Source organism: Variovorax sp. R-27, from assembly GCF_049913215.1.
Taxonomy (GTDB): Bacteria; Pseudomonadota; Gammaproteobacteria; order Burkholderiales; family Burkholderiaceae_C; genus Variovorax.
Window position 1 is genome coordinate 4,503,499 of the sequence record NZ_CP183984.1, and the last position, 25,808, is coordinate 4,529,306.

Here is a 25,808-nt window from a genome sequence, read left to right on the forward strand (position 1 = left end):
ACCGATGCCGCATGCAGACGGCGCGGCACGATCGTTGTCGTTGCTTTGGGTGCGGGCGCGGTGTGCATGGAAAGAATTGGGGCTGGGAAGCGGATTCCCGATAATGGCCCGGATTGTAGGCGTGGCAAGGTTGCCCGCGCCGCAGGACAAGGCCGCATGACCACGCATTCACGCACTGTTTTCTTCATTTCCGACGGCACCGGCATCACCGCCGAAACCTTCGGTAACGCCGTTCTGGCCCAGTTCGAGATGAAACCGCGCCATGTCCGACTACCTTTTACCGACACGGTCGACAAGGCCCACCAGGCGGTGCGACAGATCAACCACACGGCCGAACTTGAGGGCGTGCGCCCCATCGTCTTCACCACGCTGGCCAACATGGACGTGCTGGAAGTGATCGAAACCGGCTGCAAGGGCATGCTGCTGGACATGTTCGGCACCTTCGTGCGGCCGCTCGAAATCGAGCTGGCTGTGAAGTCGAACCACCGCATCGGCCGCTTCAGCGACGTCAGCAAGAGCAAGGAATACAACGACCGCATCGCAGCGATCGACTTCAGCCTGCAGCACGACGACGGCCAGAGCAACCGCGACCTCGAGGGCGCCGACGTGATCCTGGTGGGCGTGAGCCGCAGCGGCAAGACGCCGACCTCGCTCTACCTGGCAATGCAGCACGGCCTGAAGGCGGCCAACTACCCGCTGATTCCGGAAGATTTCGACCGCCGGCAGCTGCCGCCGGCCTTGATTCCGCATCGCAAGAAGATATTCGGCCTGACCATCCAGCCCGAGCGGCTCAGCGAGATCCGCAACGAGCGCCGGCCGAATTCGCGCTACGCCAGCCTCGAGAACTGCCGCCACGAGGTGAGCGAGGCCGAGGCGATGATGCGGCGCGCCGGCATCCGCTGGCTGTCGACGACCACCAAGTCAATCGAGGAAATCGCGACCACGATCCTGCAGGAGCTGCGGCCCGAGCGGCTGGTCTACTGAGGTTGATTGCTATCTTTTGGATAGCAATCAGCAACAAGAACAAGAGCTACCCGAAAAGATACTGGACCGTGCCGTCCACGCTCGTCACCGGCTGGCACGGCGTGCCCCAGACCGCCTCGATCAGCCCCGGCTGGAGCACCTCAGCCGTCGCCCCCTGCATCAGCCCGCCCGAAGCGCCGCCCAGAACCACCACCTCGTCGGCGTAGCGCCGCGCGAGGTTCAGGTCGTGCAGCACGGCCACCACGCCCACGCCGCGTGCGGCCCAGGCGCGCAGCAGGCGCATCGCCGAATGCTGGTGCGCGAGGTCGAGCGCCGCAGTGGGCTCGTCGAGCAGCAGCCAGCGGGTCGCGCCGTCGGGCCGCGGATGCCAGAGTTGGGCCAGCGCCCGAGCCATGTGGGCCCGCGCCTTCTCGCCACCCGACAGGGTGTTGAGGACGCGCGGCGCCAACGCCGACACGTCGGTCAGCCCCATCGCCTCTTCGACGATCGCGTCCTCGTCGCGGCCCGGCGATCGGTGGTGCGGGTAGCGGCCCAGCGCCACGATCTCCTGCGCTGTGAAGTCGAAGGCGACCGCGCTCTCCTGCGGCATCAGGGCCCGGCGCAGCGCCAGTGCCGGCATGCCGTGGTCTTCGAGCGGACGGCCGTCGAGCGCCACCCTCCCCCGCGTCGGCGCGCGCTGGCCGGCCAGCACCGATAACAGCGTCGACTTGCCCGCGCCGTTGGGCCCGAGGATGGCCGTTACCCGGCCCGGCGCCAGGTGAACCGAAGCATCGGCGAGCAGCGTCTTCGCCCCGACGCGGACCCCCACACCGGCGCAGCACAGCGCCATTGGATCGCGTGGCATCGCAGTCATATGCGCCCCTTGAAGTGCCGCAGCATCCACAGGAACATCGGCGCGCCGATGAACGCCGTGAGCACGCCCAGCGGCAGTTCGGCCGGCGCCATCACCGTGCGGGCCACAGTGTCGGCGGCCAGCACCAGCGCCGCCCCAAGCAGAGCTGACGCCGGCAACACCACGCGGTGATCGGGCCCGGCCACCATGCGCACCCAGTGCGGCGCGATCAGGCCGATGAAGCCGATGATCCCGGTCGTCGCCGTCACCGCCCCTACAACCACGGCCGTGACGACGATGGCGCGCCGCTTGATGCGTTCGACGTCCACGCCGAGCAGCGCCGCCTGCGCCTCGCCCAGCGCAATGGCGTTCAGCGGCGCCGCCAGAGATCGTGCCGCCACGCACGACAGCAGCACCGCCGCGCCGACCAGCAGCACGGCGCTCCAGCGCGCACCGCCCAGGCTGCCCAGCAGCCAGAACTGCAGGCTGCGCAATTGCTCGTCGGTCGCCATCACGCTGAGAAAACCAAGCCCCGCGCTCGCCAGCGCATTGACCGCGATGCCCGCCAGCAGCATCAGCGCCATGCGCGTGCCACCTTCGCTGCGCGACAGGCCGTAGATCAGCAAGGTCACCGACAGCCCGCCGCCGAATGCCATGAGCACCAGCGTCCAACTGCCCAGCGTGCGCGGCAGCACGGGCCACAGCCATGCGCCGAGGATGATCGTCACGCCCGCCGCCAGCGCCGCGCCACTGCTGATGCCAACAAGCCCCGGGTCGGCCAGCGGGTTGCGGAACAGCCCCTGCATCAGCGTGCCCGCCATCCCGAGTCCCGCACCCGCCGCCACGCCCAGCACGAGGCGCGGCAGGCGGATGTTGAGAAACACCAGGTGCTCGGGCGATTTGTCGGCGCCCTGCCCCAGCGAGGTCAGCACGCCCCAGAGTTGCGGCAGGCTGATGGCATACGCCCCCGAAACAGCCCCCACCACGAAGGCGGCGACGAGCAGCAACGCACTGCCGCCCAGCACGGCCTGTGCCGAGAAGCGCTGGCTCATGCGGTGGCAGCCAGGAACTTTTCGTGCAGTTCGGCGATGGCCGCAGGCATGCGCGGGCCGAAGCCCAGCAGCAGCAAGGCGTCCTGCGTGATCAGGCTGCGCTTCTTGAACGCCGGCGTGAGCGCAAGCTCGGGCCGCTGCCAGAACTTGTCGACGCCGCCGTGGGCTTCGATGCTCTGCGTGCTGGTGAGGATGATGTCGGGCGCGGCGCTGGCCATGGATTCGGCGGTCATCGGCCTGTAGCCCTGGAAACCGCCGAGTGCGTTGACGCCGCCCGCAAAGCCGATCACCGAGTGCGCAGCGGTCTTCTCGCCCGAAACCTGCGGGCTGGCGCTGTGCGACAGCACGAACAGCACGCGCGGCTTGCGCCCCTTCGACGCTGCGGCCACGCGCTGTTGCACTTGGCTCCAATCGGCATCGAGCTTCGCCTGCAGCTCGCGCGCCTGCGCCTCGCGCGCAGCGGCGCGGCCGACGGCCTGTACCTTGCGCTGCACTTCGCCCCAGCTGTGGTCGGCCTCGATGATCTCGACCTTGACGCCCGCGCTGCGAACCTGGTCGAGCACCACGGCCGGGCCTGACTCGTTGGTGGCGATGATCGCGTCGGGCTTCAGCGACAGCAGGCCCTCGGCCGACAGCTGGCGCATGTAGCCGACCTTCGGCGTGGCACGCGCGGCAGCGGGATACAGACTGGTGGTGTCGGTGCCGACAAGCTGCGCTTCAGCGCCCAGCAGGTACACGACCTCGGTGATCGCGCCGCTGACGGTCACGAGCTTCGGCAGCTTCGCGTCCTGCGCGAACAGGGGCAGCGCGGTGGCGCCCAGCGACGAGGCGCCGAGCAGGCGCAGCACGTCGCGGCGCTGCAGCGAAAAACGATCGTTCATTTCGTGAAGGGAGGTCATGGGGCCTCGGTCGCAGGTTGAAGACGCGGCAGCTCGCGCACGATGCGACGCCATTCCTCGCGCTCCGGCATGCCGGGCTTGCGCGCGCCGAAGAACATCGCCATCAGCTCGTCCTGCTGGTCGAAGGCTTCGACCGATGTCACGACACCGTCGCTGGTCGGCTTCTCGACGATCCAGACGCTGGCAATGCGGTCTTCACGCATGTGCAGGTTGAAGCCGGGGTCGAGCACGTTGAGCCAACGCATCGGCGTCGCGTTCTCGCCGTGGCCCTTCATTTCCATCGGTTCGATGCGCACCACCGGGCCGGAGTGGATCTGGATGCAACCTGGGCTGCCGACGAACACCATGATCGGCGTGCCGTCGAACGCGGCTTCGTTCAGCAGGCCGCTGATGGCACTCAGTTCGGCGCGCTGAGTGAACTCGCCTTCGGTCAGGCGAAAGCTCTGTTGGCGCTCCACGCCGAACTTGTTCAGCAGGCCGAAGAACTCGTGCGTGTCCTGCATGCCGCGCCAGGCTTCGGCGAGGCCTGCCGTGTCGATGACGCTGTCTTCGCGCGGCACTGCCTTGTCTTCGGGCGCGGCAAACACCACGGGTTCGTCCGGCGCGGTGAAGCTGTCGATGACCGACTGGAAGGCATCGCGGTCGGTGGCGTCGCGCACGAAGATCTTGTGCACGGCCACGCCCTGCGCATTGAAGAACTGCAGGCTCAGAGACGGCAGCACGCCCGGGTTGGCCGCTGCCTCGCTCACCGCGAAGCCCGCATGCCAGCGGCTGAAGAACAGCCGCAGGTCGATGGCCTCGCCCAGCGCGAGCCCCATCGCGTCGCTGCCCGACACCTTTTCATAGACACCGGTCTTCTCGTGCACCGTGGTCTCGTTGCGCGTGAGCGCCAGCACGGGGCCGCACAGATCCAGCGCCTGCAGCAGCTCGACCCACGGGCCGTGCAGTCGCGTGGCGCGCAGGGCCTTGTCGTGCGTGTCCATGTGCGCGGCCACCGCCGCGCCTTCGGACAGGCCCATGGCCGCAGCGGCGTCCTTGTGGCGCATGCCCTTGGCGCGCAATGCGGCGAATCGGTCTCGGATGTCTTGGGCGTTGATCATCGGGTTTCCTTGTTGTGGTGAGAGCGGGGTGCGGCGATCAGAAGTCCGCCACGAGCGACACGTTGAAGCTGCGGCCCGGCTGGGTGTAGGCGTCGCGGATCGTCGAGGTCGAGGTCAGGCCGCGCACATCGCTCCACATCCAGTAGCGCTTGTTGGTGAGGTTGACGATTGCCGCGTTCAGGCGCAAGTCCTTGCGGATGCGCCACTGTGCGCTCAGGTCGAAGGTGGTGGCAGCGGGCGTCCGGAACTGGGTGCCGGTCGTGACCTCGGTGCCGTCGATGTCCGACCACTTCTTGCGTGCGTGGTTCACGGCGTCGAGGCGCACGCTCCACACCGGCGCCTGGTACTTGACGCCGACGCTGGCCTTGCTCGGGTCGATCGAGTTGAGCGGCCGGTTGTTGGTGCGGTCGCGCCCGCGCGTCTGGCCATAGGCGAAGGGCACGGAGAAGCCGTTGCCGTTGTCGGTGAAGTCGAGTTCGCCCTTGATCTCGAAGCCGCTGATGCGCGCGCGCCCGATGTTGACCGACTGGAAGGTCGCCGGATTGGTGCGCGAGCCGAACACGCCGCCGACCTGGCGGTCGTTCTCGATCAGGTCCTTGTAGTCACCGGTGAACGCGGCCACGTCGAAGCTCAGCACGCCAGTGCGCCCGCGCACGCCGAGCTCGATGTTCTGGCTCTTCTCGGGTTTGAGGTTCGGGTTGGGAATCGTCCTGTAGCCCGAGATCACGTTCTCGAAGAAGTTGTTGACCTGGAACGCGTTGGGCGCCTTGAAGCCAGAGGCGTAGTTGCCGTACACGCTCCATTGCGGCGTTGCGCGGAACAGCACGCCGAGCTTGGGCGATACGGCCGAGCCCGAGAGCGACACGGCCTGCGCGCCGAAGCCGGCCTGCTTCGCGTCGAGCGAGAAGCGGTCGAAGCGGATGCCCGGCGTGATGCTCCAGCGGTCGTGGATGAATTCGTCCTGCACGTAGAACGCGGACGAGGTCTCGCGCGTGTCGGGAAAGCGCTTGAGCGGGAAGGTCTCGCCGGCCGGGGGTACCAGGCCGGTCTGCAGGTTCTCGACGTTGGTGCGCGTGTAGTCGAAGCCGTAGGTGATCTTCTGTGCCCAATCGCCCGTGCGCACGGTCTTGTCGGCCTGCAGGCCGAACTGCCAGGTGCTTTCGTCGTAGGTGACGTCGCGCGTGCGGTCGGCTGCGGTGAAGCGGTCTTCGTAGATGAACTCGCGCGACTTCGCCTTCTGGTAGCTCACCACGGCGAGCAGGCTGTCGGCCATGACGGAGTTCAGGCGCAGGCGGCCGTCGTAGGTGAAGCGGTCGCGCTGCAGGTCGTTCTTCGCGTTGAGGCCGACGACCGAGGTGGACGCATAGGGCGGCTTGGCGACGCCCGAGAGCAGATCGTAGCGGTTGGTCTTCTCGATGTGCTCGAAGGTGAAGCCGTGGCGCTGGTCGGCATTGGGCGTGAGGATGACCTTGGCAAGCAGCGCCTTGTTGCGGTCGCGCTCGGGGTTGGGCGTGGTGCGGTCGACGTTGGCGGCGTTGTTGGTGCCCATGTTCTCCAGCGCGCCGGAGCGGCCCATGTTGGCCGAGATGAGCCACTGCAGCGTTTCGTTGGCCTTGCCCGCCAGCGTGACGCCACCATGCGTGCCGTTGTCGTCGCCGCTGTAGCCGATGCTGGCGCTGCCGCCGAAGCTCTTGCCGTCGCGCAGGTAGGACGACGGATCGCGCGTGATGAAGTTCACCAGGCCCGCGAGGCCGTCGGAGCCATAGAGCGCGGAGGCCGGCCCCTTGATGATCTCGATGCGCTCGACAAGGCTGATGTCGAAGTAGTCGCGCCCGAACGCGTTGGCGCTGAAGACATAGCTGCGCGGCGTGCGGATGCCGTCCGTCAGCAGCAGCACGCGGTTGCCGTCGAGGCCACGGATGTTGAAGCCCGCATTGCTGTCGCGGCCGGTGCTGCCCTGCGCGAGGCCGAAGCGCGCGGGGGCGCGCTTGACGGACACGTTGGGCAGGTCGCGCACCGCGTCGCGGATGTCGGTGATCTGCTTCGATTCGATGTCGTCGCGGTTGATGACCTCGGTGCTCACCGGAAGATCGTCCCTCGCCTGCTCCGAGCGCGAACCGCTCACCACCACTTCATTGAGCGCCGCGACGCGCTGGGCCCACGAGGGTGCCGAAAGACCGAGCCCGGAGGCGATCAGGCAAGGCAGGAGGGCAAGGCGATGGGAGGGACGTCGGTTGAGTTTGGAGGCCACGAAAAAGGTCCAGAAACAGTTAAAGAACTGCTTGCTGGACCTTCAGGCGCAGAAGACTGCGCGAACGACCTGGCTGGCAATGAAGGGCTGTCGCCCAAGCCTTTTATTGTATGAGAACAATTCTCATTGAAACAACTTAAGGCTTACTCATGCAGGGGCCGATGTGCGGATCAGATGGTCGAACGCACCGAGCGCCGCCTTCGCGCCGTCGCCTGCCGCGATGATGATCTGCTTGAACGGCACCGTGGTGGCATCGCCCGCTGCGAACACACCGGGCACAGAGGTCTGGCCGCGCGCGTCGACGATGATTTCGCCGTGCTTCGACAGCTCGACCGTGCCCTTGAGCCAGTCGGTGTTGGGCACGAGGCCGATCTGGATGAACACGCCTTCGAGCTCGACCTTCTTCAGCTCGCCCGTGGCGCGGTCCTTGTAGACCAGGCCGTTGACCTTCTGGTCGCCGGTGATCTCGGTGGTCTGTGCGTTGGTGAACACGTCAACGTTCTTCAGGCTCCTGAGCTTGCGCTGCAGCACGGCGTCGGCGCGCAATTGCGTGTCGAACTCGATCAGCGTGACGTGGCCCACGATGCCGGCCAGGTCGATCGCCGCTTCGACGCCCGAGTTGCCGCCACCGATCACCGCGACGCGCTTGCCCTTGAACAGTGGGCCGTCGCAGTGCGGGCAGTAGGCCACGCCCTTGTTCTTGAACTCGTGCTCGCCGGGCACGTTGATGTTGCGCCAGCGTGCGCCGGTCGAAATGATGACCGACTTGCTCTTGAGCGACGCGCCGCTTTCCAGCTTCACCTCGATGAGGTCGCTGCCGGGCACCAGCGCTTTAGCGCGCTGCAGATTCATGATGTCGACCTCGTAGTCGCGCACATGCTCTTCGAGCGCGTGCGCGAACTTCGGTCCTTCGGTTTCCTTGATCGAGATGAAGTTCTCGATGCCCATGGTGTCGAGCACCTGGCCGCCGAAACGCTCGGAGGCAACGCCGGTGCGGATGCCCTTGCGCGCTGCGTACACCGCTGCTGCCGCGCCGGCAGGGCCGCCGCCGACGATCAGCACGTCGAACGGGTCTTTGGCGGCGATCTTCTTCGCTTCGCGCTCGACGCCGCTGGTATCGATCTTGGCGAGAATCTCTTCCAGGCTCATGCGGCCCTGGCCGAACTCGGTGCCGTTCAGGAACACGGTGGGCACAGCCATGATCTGGCGTTCCTTCACTTCTTCCTGGAAGGTGCCGCCTTCGATCATCGTGGTGCGGATGCGCGGGTTCTGCACCGCCATCAGGTTCAGCGCCTGGACCACGTCGGGGCAGTTGTGGCAGGTGAGCGAGACGTAGATCTCGAACTCGAAGTCGCCGTCGAGCGCCTTGATCTGGTCGAGCACTGCCTGCTCGACCTTGGGGGGATAGCCGCCGATCTGCAGCAACGCAAGGATCAGCGACGTGAATTCATGGCCCATCGGCAGGCCGGCAAAGCGCGGGCCGTGGTTTTCGCTCGGGCGGTTGACCGAGAACGAGGGCTTGCGATGGTTGTCGTCGCGGCTTTCGGTCAGCTTGACCAGCGGGGACGATTCGGCAACGTCCTTCAGCAGCGACAGCATTTCGCCCGAGGCCTTGCTGTCGTCGAGCGAGGCGACGATCTCGATCGGCTGCGTGGCGCGTTCGAGGTAACTCTTCAATTGGGCTTTGGTGCTTGCGTCGAGCATGAGGGACTCTCTTTCGATAACTGAAAACTATCAACTGGGGACAAAAAAGCCCGGGGCCTCGTGAGCGCCCGGGCTTCGCACGCAGGCGCTTAGATCTTGCCGACGAGGTCGAACGAGGGCTTCAGCGTCTCGGCGCCTTCGGTCCACTTGGCGGGGCAGACTTCACCGGGGTGTGCGGCGACGTACTGGGCAGCCTTCACGCGGCGCAGCAGTTCGGCAGCGTCACGGCCGATGCCGTTGTCGTGCACTTCGATGGTCTTGATCTTGCCTTCGGGGTCGATCACGAAGGTGCCGCGGTAGGCCAGGCCTGCGTCTTCGCCTTCTTCGATCAGCACCTGGAAGGCGCGGGCCAGTTGCTGGCTCGGGTCGCCGATCAGCGGGTACTGGACCTTGCCGATGGTGTCCGAGGTGTCGTGCCAGGCCTTGTGGGTGAAGTGGGTGTCGGTCGACACGCCATACACCTCGACGCCGAGCTTCTGGAATTCAGCGTAGTGGTCGGCCAGGTCGCCGAGTTCCGTGGGACACACGAACGTAAAGTCCGCCGGGTAGAACACCACGACCGACCATTTGCCCTTGAAGTTGTCGTTGCTGACGGGCACGAACTTGCCGTTGTGATACGCGGTGGCCTTGAAGGGAATGATTTCGGTATTGATCAGGGACATGCTGGTTCCTAGTGGTGGTGACTGATGAAAAGGGCGAAGCATCAGTATAACTACCAATCAAGATATTTTGATAGTTGATATCTATCAAAAGTATTGCAAGTCGCTATGTTCACGATGAGCCTGGAGCCTCCTTTTCGAGGCCGCAATACGAACGTGTATCACCATCACACGCATGCAGACCGGCGCAGCATGGGATTGCTTGCAAGTGCCACTGCGCCCCTCTGACAATCGCTGCTTTCAGAACAAGGAAAAACCATGAAGGGCGACCCCAAGGTCATCGAACATCTGCAGGCGCAGCTCAAGAACGAGCTCACCGCGATCAACCAGTACTTCCTCCACTACCGCATGCTCAAGCACTGGGGTCTGGACAAGCTGGCGAAGAAGGAATACGAGGAATCGATCGGCGAAATGAAGCACGCCGACAAGCTGATGGACCGCATCTTCATGCTCGACGGCCTGCCGAACCTGCAGGACCTGGGCAAGCTGAACATCGGCGAAGACGTGCCCGAACTGCTGCGCTGCGACCTCGGTGCAGAAACCGGCGCGCAGGCCACCATCAAGGACGGCATCGCGCATTGCGAATCGGTGCGCGACTATGTCTCGCGCGATCTGCTGCAAGAGATCCTGGACGACACCGAAGAGCACATCGACTTTCTCGAAACCCAGATCGACCTGATCGACAAGGTCGGGGTGCAGAACTACCTGCAATCGCAGATGGGCGAACTCGAGTAAGGCGAAGTTCTCGCACCAGCCAATCAACGGGACTTCGGTCCCGTTTTTCATTGCTTTACGTAACTTAACCCTGCACGAATAACAGTCATTCTCATTTGCACGGATAAAATCCGCGCCTTCGATGACTGCCACCCGCCCCGACAACCGCCGCCGTGCCTACTGGCTCAAGACCCTGCACGAATGGCATTGGGTGAGTTCGGCCATTTGCCTCATCGGCATGATCCTGTTCAGCGTCACGGGCTTCACGCTCAACCACGCGGGACAGATCGAGGCCAAGCCGGCCGTCACGAAATTGAGCGGTTCGATCGACGAAGCCCTTCGCGCGCAACTCGAAAAGCAGTTGCCCGCCGCCAAGGCCAGCAAGGGGAAAGCGCCCTTGCCCACCGAACTCCAGACCTGGGTGCAGACGCACTGGGACGTCGGCACCGCCGGCCGCGAGGCCGAGTGGTCGGACGACGAAATCTATCTGTCGCTCCCCCGCCCCGGCGGCGACGCCTGGCTGCGCCTGAGCCTGGCCGACGGCGAAATCGAATACGAGCGCACCGACCGCGGCTGGCTCTCCTACTTCAACGACCTCCACAAGGGCCGCAACACCGGCGCCGCGTGGAGCTGGTTCATAGACATCTTCGCGGGCGCCGCCCTAGTCTTCTCGATCACCGGCCTGTTCATTCTCAAGATGCACGCAGGCAACCGGCCGTTCACCTGGCCGATGGTGGGCATGGGGCTCGCCGTGCCGGTGCTGCTCGCGCTGCTGTTCATTCACTGATTCATTCATCAATCGTCGATCCAGGAAAAGAGGTTTCCCGTGCACGTTCGCTATTCACTCGCGCCGCTGGCCATGTCGGCGCTGTTCGCAGCCCCGGCCTTCGCGTCGGGACTGGCCGTCAACATCGAGATACCCCGGCTGAATGTCTCCGAGTACCACCGCCCCTACGTGGCAACCTGGATCGAGCGCGCCGACAACACCGTCGCCGGCACGCTGGCCGTCTGGTACGACGTGCGCACCAAGACCAACAACCCCGAGGGCGAAGGCACGAAATGGTTGAAGGACATGCGCCAGTGGTGGCGCCGCGGCGGCCGCGAACTCGCGGTGCCGGTCGACGGCGTGACGGGCGCCACCAAGCCCGCCGGCAAGCACCAGCTGAGCTTCACCGAAGGCACGGCGCCCATGCCCAAGCTCGCGCCGGGCGCCTACAAGCTCGTGGTGGAAGCCGCGCGCGAAGTCGGTGGCCGCGAGGTCGTGAGCATTCCCTTCCAGTGGCCGCCGACGGCAGCCGCGCAGCCAACTGCCACTGGCAAGGAAGAGCTCGGCGAGATCAAGCTCGAACTCAAGCCCTGACTTGCGCCGCACAGCCCCTTTCACCGCCAGCCCGTCACATCAAGGAACTGCCATGACCCATTTCAACCTGCGCGCTGCCTCCATCGCCATTGCCCTGTCAGCCGCCGCTTCGCTCGCCCAGGCGCACAACGCCTGGCTGCTGCCCTCTTCCACCGTGTTCTCCAAGGCCGACACCGTGAGCGTCGATGCCGCGGTGTCGAACGACTTGTTCGTTGCCAACCACGCACCGCTGCGACTCGACGGCCTGCAGATCACCGCGCCCGACGGCAGCACCATCAAGCCCGAGACCGAGGCCAAGCTCAAGCTGCGCAACGTGTTCGACGTGAGCCTGGCGCAATCGGGCACCTATCGCATCGCCGTGATCAATGCCGGCGCCTTCGCGAGCTGGAAGGACAAGGCTACGGGCCAGACCAAGCGCGCGCGCGGCACGGCCGAGACCATCGGCAAGGAAATCCCGGCCGATGCGCAGGACGTGACGGTCACCCAATCGTCCGGCCGCATCGAGACCTTCGTGACGGTCGGCAAGCCTTCGGTGCTCAAGCCGACCGGCCAGGGGCTGGAGCTGATCGCCACCGGCAGCCCGACCGACCTGGTCAAGGGCGAGAAGGCCACCTTCACGCTGAACCTCGACGGCCAGCCCGCCAAAGGCCTCGAAGTGACGGTGACGGCAGGCAACACCCAGTACCGCGACAAGCTCGAAGAAATCAAGCTCAAGACCGACGACAAGGGCCAGTTCAGCGTGACCTGGCCAGCCGCCGGCATGTACTGGCTCGACGCCAGCACCAAGGACAACAAGACCACGGTGCCGCAAGCCAAGGAACGCCGCCTGAACTACGCGGCCACCCTTGAAGTGATGCCCTGACGCAGCAAGCCACCTTGGGCATTTCGTTCAGCACCTGGCGCGCTGGCGGCTACGCCAACGCGGCCGTACCGCGCCCTGCCGATCCCGCGACCCTGCAGCAGTTGGGCGGACAGACCATGGGCACCACCTGGTCGCTGCGCTTCGACAATCCGCGGATGCTGCCGCTGGCGCAGGTGCGCGCGGCCGTCGAGTCGGCGCTTGGCCGCGTGATCGCGCAGATGAGCCACTGGGAGCCGGACTCGGACATCAGCCGGTTCAACCGGGCGCCGGCCGGGTCGCTGCACGTGCTGCCCGCGGAGTTCGCCGAGGTGATGCGCTGTGCTGCGCGATGGGCAGCAGCCAGCGGTGGTGCGATCGATCCGACGGTCGGTCCGCTCGTCGCTTGCTGGGGCTTCGGCCCCGAAGCGCGTGAAGGCGGCCTACCTGCTGCAAAGGCCCTGGCCGATGCGCGTGCGCGCGTCGGCTGGTCGCGGCTGGCCTTCGATTCGGTCGATGGCTCGCTGCTGCAACCGGGCGGCGTCGCGCTCGACCTTTCGGGCATTGCCAAGGGCTTCGCGGTCGACCACGGCGTCGAGGCGCTGCGCGCACTTGGCCTTGTCGACCTTCTCTTTGAAGTCGGCGGAGAGTTGCGAGGCACCGGGCAACGTCCCGGTGGGCAGCCCTGGCAAGTGCTCGTCGACGGCGACCCGACCAAGGCGCGGCGCGTTGCGCTCGCCGACATGACCATCGCCACTTCGGGCGACCGCTGGCATCGGCGCTCGCACGAAGGGCGCCACTGGTCGCACACCATCGATCCGCGCACGGGCGAGCCTGTCGCACATGCGCTGGCCAGCGTCACCGTGCTGCACGCGGAATGCATGCAGGCCGACGCGCTGGCCACCGTGCTGACGGTGCTGGGCCCGGACGAAGGATTCGACTTTGCGCAGCAGCACGACGTTGCCGCGCTGTTCGTGAGCCATGGCGACGCATCGCCTGCGGCAAAGGCCACGCGCGCGTGGCCCGCACCGGCCCGGGCATGACCGACCTCACCTTGCGCGCGCTGGGTGCGGGTTCCACCGTGGTGGCGTATGCGGCGCTTTGTGCGTCGATCTACATGCGCGAGCGCAGGCGTCAAGCCGCTGCCGCACGCGACGCCGTGGCGCTCTCAGGGAGCGGCGACGAGCCCCCCGTTCTCGTGCTGTTCGCCAGCCAGACCGGACAGGCCGAAGCCATCGCCTGGCAGACCGCGCGGCAACTGAGCGCCGCAGGCATGCCGGCTCGCGTGATGGAGCTGAACACGCTCGATGCCCCAACGCTTGCCGCCGCGCGGCGTGCACTCTTCATCGCAAGCACCTACGGCGAAGGCGACGCACCTGATGGCGCCAGCGTGTTCGCCGAACGCGTGATGATGGATTCGCCACCCAAGCTGCCTTCGCTGCGCTATGCCGTTCTGGCGCTGGGCGACCGCCAGTACGCCAACTTCTGCGGCTTCGGCCGCGCGCTCGACGAGTGGCTGCTTGCGACGGGCGCCAAGCGCGAGTTCGATCGCATCGAGGTCGACAACAGCGACCCTGCTGCATTGGCCGCATGGCAGGCGCAATGGGGCGATACGCCGGCGACCGACGACAGCGCGACGACTGCCAGCTTCACGCAGTGGCGGCTCATTGCACGCGAGCGGCTCAATCAAGGCAGTGCGGGCGCACCTGTCTTCCACCTCGGACTTGTGCCGCAGGCCGGTGCGATGCCGCATTGGGTTTCGGGCGACCTGGCGCAGGTGGCGGTGGCGAGCGATCCGGCCCGCCCGCGCGACTATTCGATCTCATCCGTGCATGCCGACGGCGAACTGCAATTGCTCGTCCGGCAGGAGCAGCATCCCGACGGGACGCTTGGTGCTGCGTCGGGGCTGCTCACGTCCACCCTCAGCATCGGCGACACGGTGGCCTTGCGGCTGCGGCCTCATCGAGGGTTCCGCCTGGATGGCAACGAAACGCGGCCGCTGATCCTCATCGGCAACGGCACCGGCCTGGCCGGTCTGCGCGCCCACCTGCGGGCCCGTGCCGCCGCGGGCAGGCACGACAACTGGCTGGTGTTCGGCGAACGCCAAGCCGCCCACGACTTCCTTTACCGCGAAGAAATCGAAACCTGGCAGACCAACGGCGTGCTGCAGCGGCTCGACATGGTGTTCTCGCGCGATCAAGCGGAGCGCTTCTATGTCCAGCACCGGCTGCTGCAGTCGGCCGACGCCTTGCTGCGGTGGCTGCACGACGGCGCGGCCGTCTATGTCTGCGGAAGCTTGCAAGGCATGGCGTCGGGCGTGGACGCCGCGTTGCGGCAGGTTACAGGCGAGGCATTGATGAGTGAGCTGACGGCCAGCGGGCGCTATCGCCGCGACGTCTATTGAGGCTCGCACGCTTGCTTCAGTTGCGCGATAGCAACAGAAAGCAAAACTTTCGGATTAGAAAGTGCTCCATCTGCGCTTCGGCGTATTGAGAAACAATATCATTCGCAGCGATTTACAAACGCTTTGTAAGTCGACTCACCCAGCCAGTCCGCCCTCGCTTCTCCAGAAAACGCAGGCCGCCAGGACATCGCCAGTCGAGTCCTGCTGCCGCCCTTTTCGGAGAAGAACTTCATGGCCTACATCAAGAGCCGCAAACACACCGTTTCGCGCGCCGTTCCACACCTCTCAGGCGCTGCCGCCGCCACGCTGATGGCCATTGCGGCCCCAGCCGCTCTCGCCCAATCGGGTGGCGCACTGCCTGAAGTCCGCGTTCAGGACTCCACCGCCGCCGACTACAAGACCGACAACTCGTCGAACCCCAAGTTCACGGCTCCTCTGGTGAACACGCCCCAGACCATCCAGGTCATCAAGGAACAGATCATTCGCGACCAGGGCGCGACCACCCTGACCGAGGCGCTGCGCAACACGCCCGGCGTGGGCACCTTCTTCCTCGGGGAAAACGGCAACACCAACACTGGCGACGCCGTCTTCATGCGGGGCTTCGACAGCTCGAGCGCGATCTTCGTCGACGGCATCCGCGACCTGGGCTCGGTGTCGCGCGACGTGTTCAACATCGAACAGATCGAGGTCGTGAAGGGCCCGTCGGGCACCGACGTGGGCCGCACCTCGCCCACCGGCTACATCAACCTCGTCACCAAGAAGCCGAAGCTCGAAGACAGCTTCCTTGGTTCGCTCAGCTTCGGCAGCGCCGACTTCAAGCGCGGCAGCGTCGACTGGAACAAGTCGCTCAGCAGCGCCAACGGCATCGGCGCGGCGTTCCGCCTGAATGCAGTAACCGAAGACGGCGGCGTGGCCGGCCGCGATTTCGTCAAGAACAAGCGCACGGCGATCGCCCCGTCGCTGGCCCTCGGCCTGAACAGCCCGACGCGTATCTTCCTCGACTACCTGCACGTCAAGCAGAACAACATTCCCGATGGCGGTGTGCCCACCATCGGCCTGCCGGGCTACAGCACGCCTGACGCCACCGCGATCACGCGCGGCCTGGCGCGCCGCACCTACCTGAACACCGCCGCGCGCGTGGATTCGAGCAACTTCTACGGCACCAGCTCGGACTTCGACAATGTGACCGCGGACATGTTCACCGCGCGCATCGAGCACGACCTGACGCCCGACATCACCATCCGCAACACCACGCGCTACGGCAAGACCTCGCAGGACTACATGCTGACGTCGTTCATGGGCGGCGGCCTCACGGCGTCGGCAACCGGTGTCGGCCAACTGCCGGCCGCGAACGCGGGCTTCCTCAACACGGTGATCCCCACGATTCCCGCCAGCTGGACCGTCACGCGCAGCCTGCCCACCAACAAGGACCAGGAAAACACGATCTTCACCAACCAGACGAGCGTGTCGGCCAAGTTCAACACCGGCAGCATCAGCCACTCGTTCAACGGCGGCCTCGAATTCATCCGCGAGAAGCAGACCGCCAACAACTACTACGCTGCGGGCTACCCCAGCGTAGGCACCACGCTGGCAGCAGCCGGTTCGTGGCCAGCCGCCAACCTGTACAACCCGAACCCGTACGTGAGCGGCTACAACCGCATTGCCAACGGCACCGGCTCGGACGGCAGCACCGACACCATCGGCCTCTACGCCTTCGACACGCTCAAGTTCAACGAGCAATGGCAGTTGACCGCCGGCCTGCGCTATGACCACTACTCGACCACGTACAACGCCACCGCGCTGACGCTGGCACGCACCGGCAACGGCCCGCAGACCTCGACGATCACGCCGACCAACCTGAAGCTGTCGGACAACCTGCTCTCCGGCAAGATCGGCCTGGTCTACAAGCCCACCGAGAACAGCAGCGTCTACGCGGCCTACGGCACCGCCGCACAGCCGCCGGGCGGCGCCAACTTCCAGCTGGCCGCCAGCGGTACCGGCAACAGCGCCGGGCGCACCGACTTCCTGCCGCAAAAGGCCAAGACCTACGAGGTCGGCACCAAGTGGGACGTGATGAACAAGCGCGTGGCCCTGACGGCGGCGCTGTACCGCACCGACGTGAGCAACGAAGTCGTGCAGGACACGGTCTCGCAGCAGTACTTCCAGACCGGCAAGAAGCGCGTGCAGGGCGTCGAGCTGGGCGTATCAGGCGCGCTGACCGACAACTGGGGCGTGAGCTCGGGCTTCACCACCATGAACACCCGTGTGGCGAGCGGCCCCTCGGTGCTGGCCGATGGCTCGACCGCCCTCGCCTACACGCCGAAGAAGGCCTTCACGCTCTGGACCACCTACCAGTTCCCGTTCGGCCTGACTGTCGGCGGCGGCGCCCGCTACAACGGCAAGCTGCAGCGCGGCACCGACGGTGCGGTGGGAACGCCGGCGTACGTCGATTCGTACTGGGTGTTCGATGCGATGGCCTCCTATCGCATCAACAAGAACATCGACATCCAGCTGAACCTGTACAACCTGTTCGACAAGGACTACGTGGCGGCCATCAACAAGAGCGGCTACCGCTACACGCCGGGCACGCCGCGCTCGGCCAAGATCACCGCGAACTTCGCGTTCTGACGGTCCTTGCGCGCGCCGGGCTTGCCCGGTGCGGTGCGAAACTCGAGCCCCGGCCCGCGCCGGGGCTTTTCTCATTGCGGAGTTCCTGAAAATGATGCTGCATGTGCCCGAAGTGCTGAGCCCTGACCAGGTGCGTGAAATGCGCACCGCACTCGATGCCACGCAATGGACCGACGGGCGCGAGACGGTCGGCGCACAAGGCGCGCAGGTCAAGCGCAATCGCCAGTTGCCGGAACAGTCGGCCGTCGGCCGGGAGCTGGGCAACATCGTGCTGGCCGCGCTGGCCCGGCACTCGCTCTTTTTCTCGGCAGCGCTTCCGTCGCGCTTCGTGCCGCCGCTGTTCAATCGCTACGAGGGGGGCGAGCATTACGGCGTTCATGTCGACGGTGCGGTCCGTGCTCTGCCCGGCAGTGGTCAACAACTGCGCACTGACCTGTCGTGCACCCTCTTCCTGTGCGACCCCGAAGACTACGAGGGCGGCGAACTGGAGGTGATCGACACCTACGGCTCGCACGAAGTGAAGCTGCCGGCCGGCGATCTCATCCTCTACCCGGCCAGCAGCCTGCATCGCGTTCACCCTGTGACCCGGGGAGCGCGGATCTGCTCATTTTTCTGGCTGCAGAGCATGGTGCGAAACGATCAGCAGCGCAGCATGCTGTTCGAGCTCGACCAGAACATCCAGAAACTGCGCGCGCGCCTCGGCGAATGCGAGGAAACGGTGGCGCTGACCGGGCACTATCACAACCTGCTGCGGCTCTGGTCGGAGGTCTGATTCCGGGGGAACAAGATGTTGCATGAATCAGTAACACATAGTTATTGCAAATGCGATGGATTCTTATTTATAATCGACCACATCCAACAGCCAGCCAACTGCCGCTTTCACAGCCATGATCGTTTGCGTCTGCCGCCGAGTCTCCGACCGAGAAATCGCACGCCACGTGCGGGCCGGCATGACTTTTGACGAAGTGCAATTCGAACTTGGCGTGGCCACCCAGTGTGGTCAATGTGAAGGTTGTGCGCGCGATATCGTCGCGCAGTGCAGCGCTTCGCATCCGGTCGCCGCGCTGAATTGCGATTCGGGTCCGAGAGCGATCCAGCTTGCCAACTCCATCAAGGAAAGCAAGGCATGGAACTCGTCTCGGCACTCGGCGGCAGCCTGATTCTGGTCGCAGGTTCGGTCTGGTGGATCTTTCGCAAGTAGCGCGCGTGGCGTCTTCGTAGCGGTTTTGCTGCAATCGGGGCACCTTTCGCGGTGCCCGCATTCGAATGGTTGATCGTGTCTGACCGCTTTGCTCCCCCCCCATCCGTCCTTGGCCTTTCGCGCAATGTCGTCATTGCCGGCGGTGTCATCCTGTTTCACGCGGCCGCGCTCTGGGCGCTTCAAAGCGGATTACTGCGCCGCGCCGCCGAAGTGGTGATTCCCGTCGAGATACTGAGCCAGTTCGTCGAGCCACCGAAGCCGAAGGCGGACCCGCCTCCGCCGCCTCCCCCGCCGCCCCAACCCAAGGTGACCAAGGCGCCGCCTCCGCCGCGGCCCCAGGCCATTCGCGAGCCAAAGCCCACGCCGGCGCCCATGGCGCCCGTCGGCGTCACGGAACCACCCCCACCGGCAACGCCGCCGGCACCTCCCGCTCCACCGGCGCCGCCCGCACCGCCACCTGCACCCCCGGCTCCGCCGGCCGTGCAGCTGCCATCGAGCAACGCCGACTATCTTCAAAACCCGAAAGCCACCTACCCCGCCATGAGCAAACGGCTCGGCGAACAGGGCAAGGTGATCGTGCGAGTGCTCGTCGGTGTCGACGGTCTGCCCAAGAGCGCCGAGGTCAAGAAATCCAGCGGCTTCGATCGCCTCGACGAGGCGGCCGTGGAATACATCATGAAATGCCGGTTTGTGCCCGGCAAGGTCAACGGCGTGGTGCAGGCCATGTCCTATGACGCCCCCGTCAATTACGTCCTGAACTAATTTTTCTCTGGAGCAACTTCGTATGGATTCCCAATTTGGCTTGATGAACGTCTGGAATCAGGGCGATTTCGTCACCAAGGCCGTGGCGGTGCTGCTGGTCGGCATGTCGCTCGCGTCGTGGATCGTGATCATCGTCAAGGCACTCGATGTCGTCCGCTACAAGCGCCTTGCCAAGCATTCGCAGGACTTCTGGCACAGCGAAGACTTCGCCACCGCGCTGAACAAACTGGGCAAGGACGACAGCAACCCCTTCCGCGCGCTGGCCCTCGAAGGCCGCGAGGCGGCTGCTCACCACCGCAACACCAAGGCCCATCTGCACGATGCGCTCGACGTGAGCGACTGGATCACGCGCGCACTGCGCAATGGCATCGACGCCTTCACCGCCCGACTGCAGACCGGCCTCGCGATCCTGGCTTCGGTCGGCTCCACCGCACCGTTCATCGGCCTGTTCGGCACTGTCTGGGGTATTTATCACGCGCTCATGAGCATCAGCTCGGCCGGCCAGGCGACCATTGACAAGGTGGCTGGCCCGATCGGTGAAGCGTTGATCATGACGGCGCTCGGCCTTGCCGTGGCCATTCCCGCGGTGCTGGGCTACAACGCACTGGTGCGCGGCAACAAGTTCGTGCTGACCAAGCTCAACGCCTTCGCCCACGACCTGCACGCCTACTTCGTGACCGGCGCCCGCGTCCAGAGCGGCAGCGGCGATGCGGTCGTGGTTCCGCTCAAGAAGGGCTGAGCATCATGGCCTTCGGAACGCAAGACGAACCCGATGAGGTGATGAACGAGATCAACATGACGCCGCTGGTCGACGTCATGCTGGTGCTCCTCATCATCTTCATCATCACCGTGCCGGTGATGAAGCACGCAGTCAACATCGACCTGCCGCGCGCTTCCAGCGAGCCAGAGCAGCCCAAACCGCAGAACATCCTGTTCAGCGTCACGGCTGACGGTTCCTACTACTGGAACGAACAGAAGATCGACGACAGCGAGTTGCCCAACCGCCTCGCCGCCGAAGCCGCCAAGGAACCGCAGCCCGAGCTGCACATCCGCGGCGACAAGGCCGTGCGTTACGAGCGCGTGGCCAAGGCGATGTCGGAAGCCCGTGAAGCCGGTGTGCGCAAGATCGGCTTCATCACGGAGCCTGAAGCGAAGTGATCTGAAATCGCAAGCCAAAAAAAGTTGATCGCGACGATTGACTTTTTATTGCGAATCATTATCATTCACTCATCGCTTCGATAAGGGAACTCCAGATGCCAGCCACACCGAATGCCTTTTCTGTCCTGAACCATCCTTCGCTCGACCAGTCGGGTGGCGGCCATGCGTCCATCCAGGCAACGCGTCCGGTGCCGATGGTTGAAAGCACGGAGCTTCTGAAAGGAAGCAAGACCGTGGGCATCATGCACAACGGTTCCCTCTACCGGCTTCAAGCCACCAAACTCGGCAAGCTGATCCTGACCAAGTAAGTCGTCCAGCCCGCCCTTCGCGCAAGTTTCATCGTGGGGCGACTCAAGGAGATTCATCTCCGAAGGGTCGTTTTTTGCTAGCCAACGGTTCGCCGACTAGCCAAGCTTTTTTTCACGCTGAAGCAGCCCAAAAGAAAACGCCGACCTCGAAGTCGGCGTTTTGCTTTGTGCGGAAGAAAAACTCAGAGGCCGAGAGCCGCAATGCCCGCCTTGGCAATCTGGGCATCTTCATTCGACTTCACGCCGCTCACGCCAACAGCGCCGATCACCTGGCCGTCCTTGACGATCGGCACGCCGCCTTCGAGCAAGCCCTGCACTTCGGGAGCCGTCAGGAACGCCGTGCGGCCGCCGTTGATGATGTCTTCGTAGACCTTGCTTTCGCGCCGGCCCATGGCTGCCGTGTGCGCCTTGGCAGGAGCGATGTGCGAAGACAGCGCCGCGGCGCCGTCCAAACGCTGCAGCCAGAGCAGGTTGCCGGCGTCGTCCGAGATCGCGATCGTCACCGCCCAGTTGTTCTTCAGGGCCTCGGCTTCAGCCGCTGCGGCAACGGCCTTGACGTCGGCGAGTTCGAGGAAAGATTTGGTCTTCATGATGAGCTCAGTTTGCGTGAAAACCCGACAGCATAACGGCCATGCTGCCAGGGGTGTCTTCAGGGCTTGAGAACACCCCGCATACGGTCTTTGCGACACCTCCTCTTGCAGCCCCCTAGAATGCGCCCAACTGCGTCATTGCAGCAATCACAGGAGCTCCGGCCATGAACGACCGCGTTACCACCCTAGATACTTCAACAGGCTACGGCCAGCCGCTGGCGCAGGCTGAACGCCAGCGCGTGCTGCGCAACACCTACTGGCTGCTTGCACTGAGCATGCTGCCCACCGTTCTGGGCGCCTGGGTCGGCGTGAGCACCGGCATCACCCGCTCGCTCACCGGTGGCCTGGGCCTCATCGTCTTCCTTGGCGGCGCCTTCGGCTTCATGTTCGCCATCGAGAAGACCAAGAACTCCGCCGCCGGCGTGCCGGTGCTGCTGGCCTTCACCTTCTTCATGGGCCTGATGCTGTCGCGCCTGATCGCGATGGTGCTCGGCTTCAAGAATGGCTCGGAACTCATCATGACGGCCTTCGGCGGCACCGCCGGCGTGTTCCTCGTGATGGCCTCGCTGGCCACGGTCATCAAGCGCGACCTGTCAGGCATGGGCAAGTTCCTGTTCGTCGGCGCGCTGGTGCTGATGTTCGGCGCCATCATCAACGTGTTCGTTGGTTCGACCACGGGCATGCTGGTCATCTCGGTGGCTGCCATCGGCATCTTCTCGGCCTACATGCTCTATGACCTGAAGCAGATCATGGACGGCGGCGAAACCAACTACATCAGCGCCACGCTCGCGCTGTACCTCGACCTGTTCAACGTGTTCCAGAGTCTGCTGGCGCTGCTGGGCATCTTCGGCGGCGAGCGCGACTGAACGAACGAACAAGCGAGCGAATCGCGCTCACCAGAACAAAGGGCCCCGAGGGGCCCTTTTTCATTCCAGCTCGAAGACCGCTATCGACTCGACGTGCGCGGTGTGCGGAAACATGTTGACCACCCCCGCGAATGTGCAGCGGTAGCCCGCCTGGTGCACCAGCAAGCCGGCGTCGCGCGCGAGCGTCGACGGATTGCAGCTCACGTACACGATGCGCTTGGGCGGCGTCCAGCCATCGGTGCGCAACTCGGGCTGCTGGTGTAGGTCGGCCATGGCCTTGGCCAGCGCGAATGCGCCTTCGCGCGGCGGATCGACCAGCCACTTGTCGGCGCTGCCATCTGCCACCAGCATCGCCGGCGTCATGTCGAACAGATTGCGCGCCACGAAGGTTGCAGGCGACAACGCACGGCGGGCCGACGTTGCAGGCTGGTTTCTCTTGAAGTTGTCGGTCGCGCGCGCCACCAGCGTGTCGCTGCCCTCGATGCCCAGCACCTCGCGCGCCTTGCTCGCCAGCGGCAGGGTGAAGTTGCCGAGGCCGCAGAACCAGTCGATCACGCGCTCGTCCGACTGCACGTCGAGCAGGCGCAGCGCCTTGCCCACCAGCGCCCGATTGATGTGCGGATTGACCTGCGTGAAATCGGTGGGCTTGAAGGGCATCGTGACGCCGAACTCCGGCAACCGATACGCCAGTGGCGTGCCGCCCTCTTCCAGCAGCTTCACGGTTTCCGGCCCCTTGGCTTGTAGCCACCACTGGACGCCTTCGTTGCCCGCGGCAAAGGCCTTCAACCGATCGATGTCCGCACGCGAGAGCGGCTCGAGGTGACGCAGCACCAAAGCGATCGTGCCGAGCCGCGTGGAATCGGGTGCGTCACCGCAGGCCAATTCGATCTGCGGGCATGTCTCGCGCGCATCCATCGAGCCGATCAACGCGCGCAGCGGCATCAGCATCTCGCTGACCTGCTTCGGCAGCACCGGGCACACCTGCATGTCGGCCAGGTAGCGGCTCTTGCGCTCGTGAAAACCGATCAGCACCGTGCCCTTCTTGACCACATGGCGCACCGAAAGACGCGCACGGTAGCGGTAGTGCCAGGCCGGCCCTTCGAGCGGCCGCAGCAGGTTGTCGGGTTTGACCTTGCCGAGGTGCCACAGGTTGTCTTCCAGTGCGCGCTGCTTCACGGCCACCTGGGCGGCTGCGTCCAGGTGCTGCATCTTGCAACCGCCGCAGGCACCCGTGTGCAGGCCGAAATGCGGGCAGCCCGGGCGCACCCGCTGCGACGATTCGCGGCGGATGGTCGTGACCGTGCCCTGCTCCCAGTTGTTCTTGCGGCGATGGACATTGAACTGCACTTCCTCGAAAGGCAATGCGCCTTCGATGAACACGACCATGCCGTCGGCCTTGTGCGCCACGCCCTGCGCATCGAGGTCAAGAGACTCGACCTGCAGCCATTCTTCGCCGGGATTCGTGGGGACTTTCTTTTCTTCGATGGATTCCGTCATCCCCCGATTGTCTCAGCGTGGCCGGCCCCCCTAGAACAGCGCGTCGCGGCCCACGCCCGAACGGGCCAGTTGGCGGCGCATCTTGGCCAGCGCCTCGTTCTGGATCTGCCGTACACGCTCGCGCGTGAGGCCGAGGCGCACGCTCAGCACCTCCAGCGTTTCGGGCTCGCGGTCGTGCAGGCCATAGCGCCCCTCCAGCACCTCGCGTTCGCGCGCATCGAGGGCGTGCACCCATTGGTCGAGCAGGCGCTCCACCTCGTGCGTGTGCGCCACGCCAGTCGGACTACTCTGCTCGTCTTCAGAAGCCACGGTATCGGCCAGCGTGAAGCCCTCGTCTCCCCGGGCATCGCCCGCATCCAGCGAGCGCGGGGCCTCGGACAGGGCCAGCAGGTCGGCCACCGCCTGCACCTCGCGGCCCAGCAGCGCGGCAATGTCTTCCACGCGCACGCCGTCGGGCCGGTGCGCAAGGAATTCGGCGTCGCCTTCGAGGGTGCGGCGAGCCCTCAGAACTTGCTGCAGTTCGCGCACCACATGCACCGGCAGCCGGATCGCACGCGCCTGCGTCATGACAGCGCGCTCGACGGACTGGCGGATCCACCAGGTCGCATACGTGGAAAAGCGAAAGCCGCGTTCAGGCTCGAACTTGGTGATGGCGTGCATCAGGCCAAGATTGCCCTCCTCGATGAGGTCGGACAGCGGCACGCCCCGGCCCAGGTAGCTCTTGGCGATGTTGACCACGAGCCGGAGGTTGTGCTCGATCATCGATTGGCGCGCGGCGAAGTCGCCAGCCCGCGCGGCGCATGCAGTCTGGTATTCCTGCGCGGGCGTGAAGAGCTCGGTGCGCCGGACCTGGCGCAGGTAGATGGTCAGTGCATCCGCGCCCTCGCCGCCAATCAGTTCGCTCGCGACGCCATTGGGCAGCGCGGTGTCTGTCGACGATGGATCTACGCCTTCTTCTCGGGGACCAGCGCTCTCGCTGGTGAGCTCGCGCTGACCCTTGCTGGAAGATGGGCTGCTGCCCCTGCCCGCCGACCCGCGCACAGGCAACAGCGTGCGGCGGGGGCGGGAGGCAGCCATGGCATCACCGGCCGGGCAGGTAGCGCGAAGGATCGACGGGCTTGCCCTGGCGGCGAATCTCGAAATGCAGCTTCACGCGATCAGCATCGCTGTTGCCCATCTCGGCGATCTTCTGGCCCTTCTGAACCGACTGGTCTTCCTTCACGAGCAGCGTCTGGTTGTGCGCATACGCCGTGAGGTAGGTGTTGTTGTGCTTCAGGATGATCAGGTTGCCATAGCCGCGCAGACCTGCACCCGCATAGACCACACGACCGTCGGCGGCGGCCAGCACGGGGTCGCCCGCCTTGCCGCTGATGTCGTAGCCCTTGTTCTTGGCTTCGTCGAAACCTGCGATCAGCGAACCGCTGGCGGGCCAGATCCAGCCGAGGTCTTCATCACCCGAGTTGCCGCTGCCAGGACTGGCCGGGGAAGCCGTAACCGGAGCCGGTGGTTTGCTCGCACCGCTGGCAGGCGTCGTGGGCACCACCGCAGGCTGCGGCGTCACAGGCTTCGTGACCGCACCTTCGGAAGAAGTGGCAGGCGGCGTCGCGGGCGCGGCCGCAACAGCCGTTCCCGAACCAACTGGCGGAATCACGCGCAGCACCTGGCCGACTTCGATCAGGTCCGGGTTATCGATGTTGTTCCAGCGAACGATGTCCTGCCAGCGCTGGCCGGTTTCATTGCCGATACGGCGGATCGTGTCGCCTGGGCGCACAGCGTAGTAGCCAGGCTTGCCATAGTTTTCGATACCGGCGAGTGGCTTGCCGTTGGCATCTGTGGTGATGGGCGGGCCGCCAGGCACTGCTGCGCCTGGCGCGCGCGTCATGGTGCCGCGGTCTTCGACCGGTGCCGGCCCACGCGGTGTGGAACAGCCCGCGATCACGAGCACAAAGGCCAACGTGACGCCAGCGAACCAACTCCGATTGCCAAAACCCTGCATTTGTT

Annotated in this window: 26 protein-coding genes; 15 read left to right on the plus strand and 11 right to left on the minus strand. The window is 65.1% G+C overall.

All coding sequences use genetic code 11. The annotated features are described in order from the left end of the window. The first annotated feature begins 156 nt into the window (after nt 1-156). Nucleotides 157-984, plus strand: a complete 828-nt coding sequence (ppsR, locus tag ACN9MV_RS21185; protein WP_093051109.1) for a posphoenolpyruvate synthetase regulatory kinase/phosphorylase PpsR — start codon at nt 157-159, stop codon at nt 982-984. 46 nt (nt 985-1,030) lie between these two features. On the opposite strand, the gene ACN9MV_RS21190 is transcribed toward ppsR, so the two are convergent. The 7 genes from ACN9MV_RS21190 to ahpC all read right to left on the minus strand — a co-directional run bounded on the left by ACN9MV_RS21190 (nt 1,031) and on the right by ahpC (nt 9,484). Further along, nucleotides 1,031-1,828, minus strand: a complete 798-nt coding sequence (locus ACN9MV_RS21190) for a heme ABC transporter ATP-binding protein (RefSeq protein ID WP_426389321.1) — start codon at nt 1,826-1,828, stop codon at nt 1,031-1,033. Nucleotides 1,829-1,833: 5 nt separating this feature from the next. Further along, nucleotides 1,834-2,868, minus strand: a complete 1,035-nt coding sequence (locus ACN9MV_RS21195) for a FecCD family ABC transporter permease (RefSeq protein ID WP_426389322.1) — start codon at nt 2,866-2,868, stop codon at nt 1,834-1,836. Continuing rightward, the gene (locus ACN9MV_RS21200; RefSeq protein WP_426389324.1) at nt 2,865-3,767 is read right to left on the minus strand and encodes a heme/hemin ABC transporter substrate-binding protein; all 903 of its coding nucleotides are present in this window, start codon (nt 3,765-3,767) and stop codon (nt 2,865-2,867) included. The genes ACN9MV_RS21195 and ACN9MV_RS21200 overlap by 4 nt, the downstream gene beginning before the upstream one ends. Then, a complete protein-coding gene (locus ACN9MV_RS21205; protein ID WP_426389325.1) occupies nt 3,764-4,867 on the minus strand; it encodes a hemin-degrading factor in 1,104 nt (367 codons plus the stop codon). The genes ACN9MV_RS21200 and ACN9MV_RS21205 overlap by 4 nt, the downstream gene beginning before the upstream one ends. Before the next feature lie 37 nt (nt 4,868-4,904). Beyond that, nucleotides 4,905-7,118, minus strand: a complete 2,214-nt coding sequence (locus ACN9MV_RS21210; RefSeq protein WP_426389326.1) for a TonB-dependent hemoglobin/transferrin/lactoferrin family receptor — start codon at nt 7,116-7,118, stop codon at nt 4,905-4,907. A gap of 147 nt (nt 7,119-7,265) precedes the next feature. Then, entirely contained in the window at nt 7,266-8,822 is a 1,557-nt protein-coding gene (gene ahpF / locus ACN9MV_RS21215) for an alkyl hydroperoxide reductase subunit F (protein ID WP_093051121.1), read from the minus strand. Nucleotides 8,823-8,911: 89 nt separating this feature from the next. Continuing rightward, nucleotides 8,912-9,484, minus strand: a complete 573-nt coding sequence (gene ahpC, locus ACN9MV_RS21220; protein WP_093051124.1) for an alkyl hydroperoxide reductase subunit C — start codon at nt 9,482-9,484, stop codon at nt 8,912-8,914. Nucleotides 9,485-9,739: 255 nt separating this feature from the next. Between ahpC and bfr the strand changes: the two genes are divergently transcribed. The 13 genes from bfr (at nt 9,740) to hemP (ending at nt 20,854) form a co-directional block, all read left to right on the plus strand. After that, complete coding sequence (bfr, locus tag ACN9MV_RS21225) at nt 9,740-10,216, plus strand: bacterioferritin (RefSeq protein WP_007830763.1); 477 nt, start codon at nt 9,740-9,742, stop codon at nt 10,214-10,216. A 121-nt stretch (nt 10,217-10,337) separates the two neighbouring features. After that, nucleotides 10,338-10,982 carry a PepSY-associated TM helix domain-containing protein gene (locus ACN9MV_RS21230; RefSeq protein WP_426389329.1) on the plus strand — a complete coding sequence of 215 codons (645 nt, stop codon included), beginning with the start codon at nt 10,338-10,340 and terminating at the stop codon, nt 10,980-10,982. 72 nt (nt 10,983-11,054) lie between these two features. Next, nucleotides 11,055-11,555, plus strand: a complete 501-nt coding sequence (locus ACN9MV_RS21235) for a DUF2271 domain-containing protein (protein WP_371127353.1) — start codon at nt 11,055-11,057, stop codon at nt 11,553-11,555. A gap of 52 nt (nt 11,556-11,607) precedes the next feature. Then, nucleotides 11,608-12,417, plus strand: coding sequence for a DUF4198 domain-containing protein (locus ACN9MV_RS21240; RefSeq protein WP_426389331.1), 810 nt, complete (start codon nt 11,608-11,610; stop codon nt 12,415-12,417). Between the two features lie 14 nt (nt 12,418-12,431). After that, entirely contained in the window at nt 12,432-13,436 is a 1,005-nt protein-coding gene (locus ACN9MV_RS21245) for an FAD:protein FMN transferase (RefSeq protein ID WP_426389332.1), read from the plus strand. Further along, nucleotides 13,433-14,797: a sulfite reductase subunit alpha gene (locus ACN9MV_RS21250; protein WP_426389333.1), complete on the plus strand. Its 1,365-nt coding sequence runs from the start codon at nt 13,433-13,435 to the stop codon at nt 14,795-14,797. The genes ACN9MV_RS21245 and ACN9MV_RS21250 overlap by 4 nt, the downstream gene beginning before the upstream one ends. A 231-nt stretch (nt 14,798-15,028) precedes the next feature. Then, entirely contained in the window at nt 15,029-17,425 is a 2,397-nt protein-coding gene (locus tag ACN9MV_RS21255) for a catecholate siderophore receptor Fiu (protein ID WP_426389334.1), read from the plus strand. A gap of 91 nt (nt 17,426-17,516) precedes the next feature. Further along, nucleotides 17,517-18,197, plus strand: a complete 681-nt coding sequence (locus ACN9MV_RS21260) for a Fe2+-dependent dioxygenase (RefSeq protein WP_093051139.1) — start codon at nt 17,517-17,519, stop codon at nt 18,195-18,197. A gap of 115 nt (nt 18,198-18,312) precedes the next feature. After that, nucleotides 18,313-18,585, plus strand: coding sequence for a (2Fe-2S)-binding protein (locus ACN9MV_RS21265; RefSeq protein ID WP_093051142.1), 273 nt, complete (start codon nt 18,313-18,315; stop codon nt 18,583-18,585). A gap of 113 nt (nt 18,586-18,698) precedes the next feature. Next, a complete protein-coding gene (locus ACN9MV_RS21270; protein ID WP_426393189.1) occupies nt 18,699-19,388 on the plus strand; it encodes an energy transducer TonB in 690 nt (229 codons plus the stop codon). A 22-nt stretch (nt 19,389-19,410) separates the two neighbouring features. Beyond that, nucleotides 19,411-20,127, plus strand: a complete 717-nt coding sequence (locus ACN9MV_RS21275; RefSeq protein WP_093051148.1) for a MotA/TolQ/ExbB proton channel family protein — start codon at nt 19,411-19,413, stop codon at nt 20,125-20,127. A 5-nt stretch (nt 20,128-20,132) separates the two neighbouring features. Further along, a complete protein-coding gene (locus tag ACN9MV_RS21280) occupies nt 20,133-20,546 on the plus strand; it encodes an ExbD/TolR family protein (protein WP_007830740.1) in 414 nt (137 codons plus the stop codon). Nucleotides 20,547-20,641: 95 nt separating this feature from the next. Next, a complete protein-coding gene (gene hemP, locus ACN9MV_RS21285; RefSeq protein WP_093051151.1) occupies nt 20,642-20,854 on the plus strand; it encodes a hemin uptake protein HemP in 213 nt (70 codons plus the stop codon). Nucleotides 20,855-21,036: 182 nt separating this feature from the next. On the opposite strand, the gene ACN9MV_RS21290 is transcribed toward hemP, so the two are convergent. Further along, on the minus strand, nt 21,037-21,444 hold the full coding sequence (locus ACN9MV_RS21290) for a GlcG/HbpS family heme-binding protein (RefSeq protein ID WP_093051154.1): 408 nt from the start codon (nt 21,442-21,444) through the stop codon (nt 21,037-21,039). 164 nt (nt 21,445-21,608) lie between these two features. Here ACN9MV_RS21290 and ACN9MV_RS21295 point away from each other — a divergent pair, with 164 nt between their 5' ends. After that, on the plus strand, nt 21,609-22,310 hold the full coding sequence (locus tag ACN9MV_RS21295) for a Bax inhibitor-1/YccA family protein (protein WP_093077694.1): 702 nt from the start codon (nt 21,609-21,611) through the stop codon (nt 22,308-22,310). Nucleotides 22,311-22,370: 60 nt separating this feature from the next. Here the strand turns inward: ACN9MV_RS21295 and rlmD are convergent, their stop codons facing one another. Genes rlmD through ACN9MV_RS21310 form a run of 3 tightly spaced genes read right to left on the minus strand, consistent with a single transcriptional unit; the run spans nt 22,371 to nt 25,803 of the window. Continuing rightward, nucleotides 22,371-23,807, minus strand: a complete 1,437-nt coding sequence (gene rlmD, locus ACN9MV_RS21300) for a 23S rRNA (uracil(1939)-C(5))-methyltransferase RlmD (RefSeq protein WP_093077696.1) — start codon at nt 23,805-23,807, stop codon at nt 22,371-22,373. A gap of 30 nt (nt 23,808-23,837) precedes the next feature. Next, a complete protein-coding gene (locus tag ACN9MV_RS21305; protein ID WP_426389337.1) occupies nt 23,838-24,884 on the minus strand; it encodes a sigma-70 family RNA polymerase sigma factor in 1,047 nt (348 codons plus the stop codon). Nucleotides 24,885-24,888: 4 nt separating this feature from the next. Beyond that, nucleotides 24,889-25,803, minus strand: a complete 915-nt coding sequence (locus ACN9MV_RS21310) for a peptidoglycan DD-metalloendopeptidase family protein (protein WP_093051166.1) — start codon at nt 25,801-25,803, stop codon at nt 24,889-24,891. Between the last annotated feature and the right edge of the window lie 5 nt (nt 25,804-25,808).

Bases quoted from the DNA above. Each gene is read 5' to 3' on its own strand.
- ppsR (WP_093051109.1), top strand. From the start codon at position 157: ATGACCACGCATTCACGCACTGTTTTCTTCATTTCCGACGGCACCGGC.
- ACN9MV_RS21190 (WP_426389321.1), bottom strand. From the start codon at position 1,828: ATGCCACGCGATCCAATGGCGCTGTGCTGCGCCGGTGTGGGGGTCCGC.
- ACN9MV_RS21195 (WP_426389322.1), bottom strand. From the start codon at position 2,868: ATGAGCCAGCGCTTCTCGGCACAGGCCGTGCTGGGCGGCAGTGCGTTG.
- ACN9MV_RS21200 (WP_426389324.1), bottom strand. From the start codon at position 3,767: ATGACCTCCCTTCACGAAATGAACGATCGTTTTTCGCTGCAGCGCCGC.
- ACN9MV_RS21205 (WP_426389325.1), bottom strand. From the start codon at position 4,867: ATGATCAACGCCCAAGACATCCGAGACCGATTCGCCGCATTGCGCGCC.
- ahpF (WP_093051121.1), bottom strand. From the start codon at position 8,822: ATGCTCGACGCAAGCACCAAAGCCCAATTGAAGAGTTACCTCGAACGC.
- ahpC (WP_093051124.1), bottom strand. From the start codon at position 9,484: ATGTCCCTGATCAATACCGAAATCATTCCCTTCAAGGCCACCGCGTAT.
- bfr (WP_007830763.1), top strand. From the start codon at position 9,740: ATGAAGGGCGACCCCAAGGTCATCGAACATCTGCAGGCGCAGCTCAAG.
- ACN9MV_RS21230 (WP_426389329.1), top strand. From the start codon at position 10,338: ATGACTGCCACCCGCCCCGACAACCGCCGCCGTGCCTACTGGCTCAAG.
- ACN9MV_RS21235 (WP_371127353.1), top strand. From the start codon at position 11,055: ATGTCGGCGCTGTTCGCAGCCCCGGCCTTCGCGTCGGGACTGGCCGTC.
- ACN9MV_RS21240 (WP_426389331.1), top strand. From the start codon at position 11,608: ATGACCCATTTCAACCTGCGCGCTGCCTCCATCGCCATTGCCCTGTCA.
- ACN9MV_RS21250 (WP_426389333.1), top strand. From the start codon at position 13,433: ATGACCGACCTCACCTTGCGCGCGCTGGGTGCGGGTTCCACCGTGGTG.
- ACN9MV_RS21255 (WP_426389334.1), top strand. From the start codon at position 15,029: ATGGCCTACATCAAGAGCCGCAAACACACCGTTTCGCGCGCCGTTCCA.
- ACN9MV_RS21260 (WP_093051139.1), top strand. From the start codon at position 17,517: ATGATGCTGCATGTGCCCGAAGTGCTGAGCCCTGACCAGGTGCGTGAA.
- ACN9MV_RS21265 (WP_093051142.1), top strand. From the start codon at position 18,313: ATGATCGTTTGCGTCTGCCGCCGAGTCTCCGACCGAGAAATCGCACGC.
- ACN9MV_RS21275 (WP_093051148.1), top strand. From the start codon at position 19,411: ATGGATTCCCAATTTGGCTTGATGAACGTCTGGAATCAGGGCGATTTC.
- ACN9MV_RS21280 (WP_007830740.1), top strand. From the start codon at position 20,133: ATGGCCTTCGGAACGCAAGACGAACCCGATGAGGTGATGAACGAGATC.
- hemP (WP_093051151.1), top strand. From the start codon at position 20,642: ATGCCAGCCACACCGAATGCCTTTTCTGTCCTGAACCATCCTTCGCTC.
- ACN9MV_RS21290 (WP_093051154.1), bottom strand. From the start codon at position 21,444: ATGAAGACCAAATCTTTCCTCGAACTCGCCGACGTCAAGGCCGTTGCC.
- ACN9MV_RS21295 (WP_093077694.1), top strand. From the start codon at position 21,609: ATGAACGACCGCGTTACCACCCTAGATACTTCAACAGGCTACGGCCAG.
- rlmD (WP_093077696.1), bottom strand. From the start codon at position 23,807: ATGACGGAATCCATCGAAGAAAAGAAAGTCCCCACGAATCCCGGCGAA.
- ACN9MV_RS21305 (WP_426389337.1), bottom strand. From the start codon at position 24,884: ATGGCTGCCTCCCGCCCCCGCCGCACGCTGTTGCCTGTGCGCGGGTCG.
- ACN9MV_RS21310 (WP_093051166.1), bottom strand. From the start codon at position 25,803: ATGCAGGGTTTTGGCAATCGGAGTTGGTTCGCTGGCGTCACGTTGGCC.